Raw genomic sequence first — 8,291 nt, 5'->3', positions numbered from 1 at the left:
CTACTACACACCCTACTTCTTCATGGGGGGCGGGTACCTGGCGGGGCTGCCGTTCTCTGTGTTCGTAGTGGCCGCAGTCTTCGTGGTGCTGTACCTCGCCATCACGCGCACAGCGCTGGGCCTGTTCATCCAGGCGGTGGGCATCAACCCCACGGCGGCACGGGTGGCGGGTGTCCAGGCAGGGCGGCTCATCGTGGCCGCGTACGTTTTCTGCGGCGTCTGCGCAGGCATTGCGGGGCTGCTCATCAGCTCCAACGTGAAAAGCGCGGACGGCAACAACGCCGGGCAATTGCTGGAGCTGGACGCCATTCTGGCCGTCACGCTGGGTGGCACCGCCCTCACGGGCGGCCGCTTCAGCCTGGTGGGCAGCGTGATTGGTGCACTCATCATCCAGACGCTTACCTACGCCATCTACTCGCTGGGCGTGCCGCCCGAGATCAACCTGGTGGTGAAGGCCGTGGCGGTGTTCATCGTGATGCTGCTGCAGTCGCCCGAGTTCCGGGCGCAAGTGGGCGCCCTGGCACGCCGCCCCGGCGCGGGAGCTTTGCAATGAGCGCCGTACCCAAGACCGCAGGCTTCAGCACCGTGAGCCCCCCTGCCCCACAGGCCACCGCCGAGCGCGCGCGGTTCAACCCCAAGTACCTGCCGCTGGCAGCCACCATCTCGCTGTTCGTGGCCATGGCCACGCTGGGTTCGGTGCTGTACACCGGTTTCTTCTCGGCCCAGGTGTTCCTCAACCTGCTGATCGACAACGCCTTCCTCATCATCGTGGCGGTGGGCATGACGTTCGTGATCCTGTCGGGCGGGATCGACCTCTCGGTAGGATCGGTGGTGGCGCTGACCACCATGGTGCTGGCCGCGCTGGTGGAACACCGGGGCTGGAACCCCATGGTCGCCATCCCGCTGGTGCTGCTGATGGGCACAGCATTTGGCGCGTTCATGGGCTTCCTCATCGAACGCTTCAAGCTGCAGCCCTTCATCGTCACGCTGGCAGGCATGTTCCTGGCGCGGGGGCTGTGCTACCTGATCAGCATCGACTCGATCAGCATCACCCACGAGGGCTACTCCGAGCTGGCCCAGTGGCGTCTGCCGCTGTGGGAAGGCGCATCGCTCTCGCTGGGCGCGCTCATTGCCATCGCCGTGCTGCTGGTGGCCCTGTTTGTGGCGCACTGCACGCCGTTTGGCCGCAGCGTGTATGCGGTGGGCGGCAGCGAGCACTCGGCTGTGCTCATGGGCTTGCCGGTGCGCCGCACGCTCATTGGCGTCTACACGCTCTCGGGCTTTTGCTCGGCGCTGGCGGGCGTGGTGTTCACGTTCTACATGCTGTCGGGCTACGGCCTGCATGCCGTGGGCATGGAGCTGGACGCGATTGCCGCCGTGGTGATTGGCGGAACGCTGCTCACGGGTGGCGTGGGCTATGTGGCGGGCACGCTGTTTGGCGTGCTCATGCTCGGAATCATCCAGACCCTGATTTCCTTCGACGGCACGCTCAGCTCCTGGTGGACACGCATCGTCGTTGGTGTGCTGCTGTTCGCTTTCTGTCTGCTGCAGCGGCTGCTTTCGCGCCGCTCGGGCAAGGCCCGTTGACTCTTCATTTCTCCTCTTTCTCTCGCACCCCACCATGACCACCCCCAAGCGCAAACTCCGCTCCGCCGAATGGTTCGGCACGGCCGACAAGAACGGCTTCATGTACCGCAGCTGGATGAAGAACCAGGGCATCCCCGACCATGCTTTTGACGGCCGCCCCGTGATCGGCATCTGCAACACCTGGTCCGAGCTGACCCCGTGCAACGCCCACTTTCGCAAGATCGCCGAGCATGTGAAGCGCGGCATCTACGAGGCGGGTGGCTTCCCCGTCGAATTCCCGGTGTTCTCCAACGGCGAATCCAACCTGCGGCCCACGGCCATGCTCACGCGCAACCTGGCCAGCATGGATGTGGAAGAAGCCATTCGCGGCAACCCCATCGACGCGGTGGTGCTGCTGGTGGGCTGCGACAAGACCACGCCCGCGCTGCTGATGGGCGCAGCCAGCTGCGATGTGCCCGCCATCGTGGTCACGGGCGGGCCCATGCTCAACGGCAAGCTCGACGGCAAGGACATCGGCTCGGGCACCGCCGTGTGGCGCCTGCACGAGTCGCTGAAGGCGGGCGAGATCAACGAGCACCAGTTCTTTGCGGCCGAGGCCGGCATGTCCCGCTCCGCCGGTACCTGCAACACCATGGGCACGGCCAGCACCATGGCCTGCATGGCCGAGTCGCTGGGCACCTCGCTGCCGCACAACGCGGCCATACCGGCCGTAGACTCGCGCCGCTATGTGCTGGCCCACATGTCCGGCAAGCGCATTGTGGAGATGGCGCACGAAGGGCTCACGCTCTCCAAAATTCTCACGCGCGAAGCCTTCGAGAACGCGATCCGCACCAACGCCGCCATCGGCGGCTCCACCAATGCGGTCATCCACCTGAAGGCCATCGCAGGCCGCATCGGCGTGCAGCTGGACCTGGAGGACTGGACGCGCATTGGCCGTGGCACGCCCACGCTGGTGGACCTGCAGCCCTCGGGCCGCTTCCTGATGGAAGAGTTCTACTACGCGGGCGGCCTGCCCGCCGTGCTGCGCCGCCTGGGCGAGAACGGCCTGCTGCCCCACCCCAACGCGCTCACCGTCAACGGCAAGAGCCTGTGGGACAACGTGCGCGAAGCACCGCAGTACAACGACGAGGTCATCCGCCCCATCGACAACCCGCTGATTGCCGACGGCGGCATCTGCATCCTGCGCGGCAACCTGGCGCCGCGTGGCGCGGTGCTCAAGCCCTCGGCCGCATCACCCGAGCTGCTCAAACACCGGGGCCGCGCGGTGGTGTTCGAGAACCTGGAGCACTATAAGGAACGCATCGTCGATGAAGACCTGGACATCGACGCCAGCTGCGTGATGGTGCTCAAGAACTGCGGCCCCAAGGGCTACCCCGGCATGGCCGAGGTGGGCAACATGGGCCTGCCGCCCAAGCTGCTGCGCCAGGGCGTGAAGGACATGGTGCGCATCTCCGACGCCCGCATGAGCGGCACCGCCTACGGCACCGTGGTGCTGCACGTAGCGCCCGAGGCCGCTGCACTCGGCCCCCTGGCTGCTGTGCGCGATGGCGACTTCATCGAGCTGGACTGCGAGAACGGCCGCCTGCACCTGGACATCAGCGACGAGGAACTGGCCGCACGCCTGGCTGCCTTGGCGGGCACGGACAACGGCGGGCGCGGTGGCTACCAGCGCCTGTATGTGGACCACGTGTTGCAGGCCGACGATGGGTGCGACTTTGACTTCTTGGTCGGCTGCCGGGGGGCCGCTGTGCCCCGCCACTCACATTGATGCGCCCTTTGAGACGCTCGCAGCACTCAATTGCTACAGATTCAATAGCTGCCAGTGCATATTCGACTAGCGCTATAGGCACATTTCACTCAAATTTTTACCCGCACCCGCCATGCCAGCCACCCATTCCCTCCAGAACCCTCGCTACCGAGGCATCTTCCCCGTCGTGCCCACCACGTTTCATGAGGACGGCACACTCGACCTCGACAGCCAGAAGCGCTGCCTCGACTTCATGATCGACGCTGGGGTGGACGGCGTCTGCATCTTGGCCAACTTCTCAGAGCAGTTCTCGCTGTCGGATGCGGAGCGCGAGGTCCTCACCCGTACATCGCTGGAGCATGTGGCCGGCCGCGTACCAGTCATCGTCACCACCACCCATTACGGCACCCGCGTGTGCGCCGAGCGCAGTCGCGCCGCGCAGGACATGGGCGCGGCCATGGTGATGATCATGCCGCCCTACCACGGCGCCACCTTCCGCGTGCCCGAGGCGCAGATTTACGAGTTCTATGCCCGTGTGTCCGATGCGATCAGCATCCCGATCATGGTGCAGGACGCACCCGCCAGCGGCACCGTGCTGTCGGCCCCGTTCCTGGCCCGCATGGCGCAGGAGATCGAAAACCTGGCCTACTTCAAGATCGAAGTGCCCGGGGCGGCCAGCAAGCTGCGCGAGCTGATCCGCCTGGGCGGCAACGCCATCGAAGGCCCATGGGACGGTGAAGAAGCCATCACGCTTCTGGCCGACCTGGATGCCGGTGCCACGGGCGCAATGACGGGCGGCGCCTTCCCCGACGGCATTCGCCCCATCATCGAGGCGCACCGCCAGGGCGACATGGACCAGGCGTTTGCGCTCTACCAGCGCTGGTTGCCGCTGATCAACCACGAGAACCGCCAGGGCGGCATCCTGACCGCCAAGGCACTGATGAAAGAAGGCGGCGTGATCGCCTGCGAGGCAGGCCGCCACCCCTTCCCGGCCATGCACCCCGAAGTGCGGCGCGGCCTGATCGATATCGCGCGGCGGCTTGACCCGCTGGTGCTGCGCTGGGCACGTTAAGCAGGACACTCATGGCGCCTGCACGTTTTCTGGTGCCCGCCGAAGCGGGCCTCATTGCCCTGGACTGGGGCACCAGCGCGTTGCGCGCCTTCCGCATGGGCGCGCATGGCGAAGTGCTGGAGACGCGGCACCGCCCCTGGGGCATCATGAACCTGCCCCCGGCCGCAAGCGATGTATCTGATACGGAGCCCGGCGCCGCCTTTGAACGCGCGCTGCAAGACACCTGCGGCGACTGGCTGGCCGCCGCACCCGGCCGGCCCCTGCTGGCCTGCGGCATGGTGGGCAGCGCCCAAGGCTGGCGCGAGGCCAAGTACCTGCCCGCGCCCACCTCCCTCGATGCACTGGCGCGGGGCCTGACGCTGGTGGCGCGGCGCGATGGACCGCCGCTGCACATCGTGCCTGGCCTGTTGCAACCGGGCGCGCTGCCCAATGTGATGCGCGGTGAAGAAACCCAGGTGCTGGGCGTGCTGGCGGGCCTTGCACTGCCTGCAGACGCGCCCGTGCTCATCGGCCTGCCCGGTACGCACAGCAAATGGGTACTGGCACGCCAGGGGCACATCGAGCAGTTCCACACCTTCATGACCGGCGAGGTGTTTGCGGCCCTGCGCGGTCACACCATCTTGGGCAAAACCATGCAGGCCGCTGCCGTACCCGACGACGACGCCTTTGTGCGCGGGCTGGATGTGGCGCGGGGCAGCGATGCCGCACTGGGCCTGCTGTCGCACATCTTCAGCACACGCACGCTGGGTCTAACAGGCGCGTTGGCGTCCACCGCGCAAGCGGACTACCTCTCGGGCCTGCTGATCGGGCACGAGGTCGCCAGCCTGGCCCGGGTGCAGGATCAGACGCAGACCAGACCACAAACGCTGGTGCTTTGCGGAGAGCCCGACCTGTGCCGCCGCTACGCCGTCGCGCTGCAGACCCATGGCTTTGCCGCACCCACCATCGCCACGCAGGCCACGGCCACCGGGCTGTGGCAGATCGCGCTGGCGGCAGGGCTGGTCGTTGCGCCCGCACCCTCCCCCTCACACCCCTTCACCGCCGGGAGCCTGGCTGCATGAACCCCATCGACAAAGCCCTGTTCCACATCCTGCAGCGCTGCGGGCTCATCGCCATCCTGCGCGGCGTGCAGCCGCACGAGGTGGTGGCCATCGGCCACGCGCTGTACGACGCAGGGTTCCGCATCATCGAAGTGCCGCTCAACTCCCCCGAGCCGCTGGCCAGCATCCGCGCGCTGCGCGATGCACTGCCCGCCGACTGCCTCGTGGGCGCAGGCACCGTGCTCTCCATCGATGCCGTTGCCGATGTGGCGGCAGCCGGCGGGCAGATCATCGTCATGCCCCACAGCGACCCCGACGTGATCCGGGCCGCCCGCGCTGCCGACATGGCCTGCGCGCCCGGCGTGGCCACGCTGACCGAGGCCTATGCCGCGCTGGCAGCGGGCGCCAACATGCTCAAGCTGTTCCCGGCCGAGGCGCTGCCGCCCCATGTGCTCAAGGCCTGGCGCGCCGTCATCACGCCGCCCATGGCGCTGGTGCCCGTGGGCGGCATCGTGCCCGAGAGCATTGCGCCCTATGCCGCAGCAGGCGCCAGCGGCTTTGGCCTGGGCTCGGCCCTGTACCGGCCCGGTGACCAGGCCCCCGAGGTGGCGCACAAAGCCGCAGCGTTTGCGCGGGCGTGGCAGGCGTCCTTTGGCACCGCGCCCGCCACGGCCTGAACCGCCCCCTACTCGTTCCAGACAACCCAGCATTTCTGAACCGACTGCCCAGCCCCCATGAAGATCACCCGACTCACCACGTTCATCGTCCCGCCGCGCTGGTGCTTCCTCAAAATCGAAACGGACGAAGGCATCACTGGCTGGGGCGAGCCCGTGCTGGAAGGCCGCGCGCACACCGTGGCCGCTGCGGTCGATGAACTGGCTGACTACCTCATTGGCAAAGACCCACGCCACATCGAAGACCACTGGACCGTGCTGTACCGGGGCGGCTTTTACCGGGGCGGCGGCGTGCACATGAGCGCACTGGCCGGGATAGACCAGGCCCTGTGGGACATCAAGGGCAAGGCGTTGGGCGTGCCCGTGTCCGAGCTACTGGGTGGCAATGTGCGCAGCAACATCAAGGTCTACAGCTGGATTGGCGGAGACCGCCCCAGCGAGACGGCCGCCGCTGCCCAGGCCGCCGTGGCGCGCGGCTTCACGGCCGTGAAGATGAACGGCACCGAAGAGGTGCAGTACGTGGACAGCTACGACAAGGTGGAGCGCTGCCTTCAAAACGTGGCCGCCGTGCGCGAGGCCGTGGGGCCGAATGTGGGGATTGGCGTGGACTTTCACGGCCGCGTGCACCGGCCCATGGCCAAGGTGCTGGTCAAGGAGCTGGAGCCCTACAAGCTTATGTTCATCGAAGAGCCTGTGCTGAGCGAACACGAAGAGGCGCTGAAGGAGATCGCCCGCATCTCCTCCACCCCCATCGCCCTGGGCGAGCGCCTGTACTCGCGCTGGGACTTCAAGCGCGTGCTGCAAGGCGGCTATGCGGACATCATCCAGCCCGACCCGTCGCACGCAGGCGGCATCACCGAAACCCGCAAGATCGCCAGCATGGCCGAGGCCTACGACGTGGCCCTGGCCCTGCACTGCCCGCTGGGCCCCATTGCCCTGGCCGCCAACCTGCAGCTGGACGCGGTTTGCTACAACGCCTTCATCCAGGAGCAGAGCCTGGGCATCCACTACAACCAGGCCAATGACCTGATGGACTATGTGTCCAACCCCGGGGTGTTTGCGTACCAGGACGGCATGGTCGCCATCCCGAACGGACCGGGCTTGGGGATTGAGGTGAACGAGGAGTATGTGCGCGAGCGGGCGCAGGAGGGGCACCGGTGGAGGAACCCGGTGTGGCGGCACCGGGATGGAAGTTTTGCGGAGTGGTGAGCAGGTTGGGATCTTCGTCAGTGGATTCGGTGGTGAGGGGCTGCTTTGGAGTGCAAGCCGCCGTCAAAGCCGCCGTGAGATAAGAGCTGTTCAATGCGAAGGTTGTCTTTCAACATCGCCGCAGAGAAGTTCTTTGAACTCAATCGTTGACACCTCCACTCTGCTCACAGAAGGACGGAGACGCGGATGACCGCATCGTTTGCGGTCTCCTCCTGTTGCTTCCAACTACGGCAGTGGCGGAAATCTCCATCCTTTAGTGAGGCTGCCCCCGTGAGCCCAGTGCGCATCAAAGCAGATGACAGCTTGGAAGGAGTCCGTTCCGTCTCAGGTCCTGGATGGCGACGGAAAGCTCCTGCAAGCTAAATGGCGGTCCGTACGCGCCGCTTGCCTGCGGCCTTGGCGCCATACATCGCTTGATCTGCCTTGCGCAACAACGTATCCACATCTGTCGCAGTGCCCGGGAAGTGGGATACGCCAATGCTGGCTGACACCTCTGCACGGTGTCCATCCAGAAAATAGGGTTGCGAAATCAACTCCACCAACCGGGTGGCGAATACACGCGACTGCTCCAGACTCGAATGGATCAGAGCCACAGCGAACTCATCCCCCCCGAGTCGCGAACAGATATCAGATGTCCGGCAGGCCTTGGCAATGCGCTGCGACACCTCGCGCAGCAACTGGTCTCCAGCTGCGTGGCCTAGCGTGTCGTTCACGGCCTTGAACCCATCCAGGTCGATGAAAAGAGCACAAAGCTCGTCATTGTTGCGTTCGCAAAGCGCCAAATTCTGTGCAACTGAGAGACGAAACAGCGTCCGGTTGGGTAACCCCGTGAGGCTATCGTGATGTGCGTCGTACTGAGACTTCCGGGGCGTGTCCGAATTTTTGTGTAAACGGTTCGGACTTCAGTTGACGGAGATGCGGTCTCCGAACTGAATGGTAAAGCGGGTCAGCGCAGCCTTCCA

7 protein-coding genes and 1 pseudogene are annotated in these 8,291 nt (G+C 65.8%); 7 read left to right on the top strand and 1 reads right to left on the bottom strand.

Features of this window, described 5'->3' with window-relative positions; translation table 11 throughout:
* The 7 genes from DBR23_RS07725 to dgoD form a co-directional block, all read left to right on the top strand.
* On the top strand, positions 1–553 hold a 553-nt coding region (locus DBR23_RS07725; protein WP_369882096.1), incomplete at its 5' end, for an ABC transporter permease.
* Positions 550–1,587: a galactofuranose ABC transporter, permease protein YjfF gene (gene yjfF, locus DBR23_RS07720; RefSeq protein WP_108497844.1), complete on the top strand. Its 1,038-nt coding sequence runs from the start codon at positions 550–552 to the stop codon at positions 1,585–1,587. The genes DBR23_RS07725 and yjfF, both read left to right, overlap by 4 nt.
* A gap of 34 nt (positions 1,588–1,621) precedes the next feature.
* Positions 1,622–3,355 carry an IlvD/Edd family dehydratase gene (locus tag DBR23_RS07715; RefSeq protein WP_108497843.1) on the top strand — a complete coding sequence of 578 codons (1,734 nt, stop codon included), beginning with the start codon at positions 1,622–1,624 and terminating at the stop codon, positions 3,353–3,355.
* Positions 3,356–3,467: 112 nt separating this feature from the next.
* The gene (locus DBR23_RS07710) at positions 3,468–4,406 is read left to right on the top strand and encodes a dihydrodipicolinate synthase family protein (protein WP_108497842.1); all 939 of its coding nucleotides are present in this window, start codon (positions 3,468–3,470) and stop codon (positions 4,404–4,406) included.
* Positions 4,407–4,417: 11 nt separating this feature from the next.
* The gene (locus DBR23_RS07705; RefSeq protein ID WP_108497841.1) at positions 4,418–5,467 is read left to right on the top strand and encodes a 2-dehydro-3-deoxygalactonokinase; all 1,050 of its coding nucleotides are present in this window, start codon (positions 4,418–4,420) and stop codon (positions 5,465–5,467) included.
* The gene (locus DBR23_RS07700) at positions 5,464–6,123 is read left to right on the top strand and encodes a 2-dehydro-3-deoxy-6-phosphogalactonate aldolase (protein WP_108497840.1); all 660 of its coding nucleotides are present in this window, start codon (positions 5,464–5,466) and stop codon (positions 6,121–6,123) included. Before DBR23_RS07705 ends, DBR23_RS07700 begins: the two co-directional genes overlap by 4 nt.
* A 57-nt stretch (positions 6,124–6,180) precedes the next feature.
* The gene (gene dgoD, locus DBR23_RS07695; protein ID WP_108497839.1) at positions 6,181–7,329 is read left to right on the top strand and encodes a galactonate dehydratase; all 1,149 of its coding nucleotides are present in this window, start codon (positions 6,181–6,183) and stop codon (positions 7,327–7,329) included.
* A 359-nt stretch (positions 7,330–7,688) separates the two neighbouring features.
* Here the strand turns inward: dgoD and DBR23_RS07690 are convergent.
* A pseudogene (locus DBR23_RS07690) lies at positions 7,689–8,168 on the bottom strand (GGDEF domain-containing protein); the annotation flags it as partial.
* Positions 8,169–8,291 lie beyond the last annotated feature (123 nt).

It is taken from the genome of Acidovorax sp. HMWF018 (genome assembly GCF_003061035.1).
Classification (GTDB): Bacteria; Pseudomonadota; Gammaproteobacteria; order Burkholderiales; family Burkholderiaceae_C; genus Acidovorax; species Acidovorax delafieldii.
Note: the sequence above shows the minus strand (reverse complement) of the source record. Positions and strands in the feature narration are given on the sequence as shown.

What these genes read in the sequence shown, in the direction of transcription:
- yjfF (WP_108497844.1), top strand. Translation starts at nt 550, where the DNA reads ATGAGCGCCGTACCCAAGACCGCAGGCTTCAGCACCGTGAGCCCCCCT.
- DBR23_RS07715 (WP_108497843.1), top strand. Translation starts at nt 1,622, where the DNA reads ATGACCACCCCCAAGCGCAAACTCCGCTCCGCCGAATGGTTCGGCACG.
- DBR23_RS07710 (WP_108497842.1), top strand. Translation starts at nt 3,468, where the DNA reads ATGCCAGCCACCCATTCCCTCCAGAACCCTCGCTACCGAGGCATCTTC.
- DBR23_RS07705 (WP_108497841.1), top strand. Translation starts at nt 4,418, where the DNA reads ATGGCGCCTGCACGTTTTCTGGTGCCCGCCGAAGCGGGCCTCATTGCC.
- DBR23_RS07700 (WP_108497840.1), top strand. Translation starts at nt 5,464, where the DNA reads ATGAACCCCATCGACAAAGCCCTGTTCCACATCCTGCAGCGCTGCGGG.
- dgoD (WP_108497839.1), top strand. Translation starts at nt 6,181, where the DNA reads ATGAAGATCACCCGACTCACCACGTTCATCGTCCCGCCGCGCTGGTGC.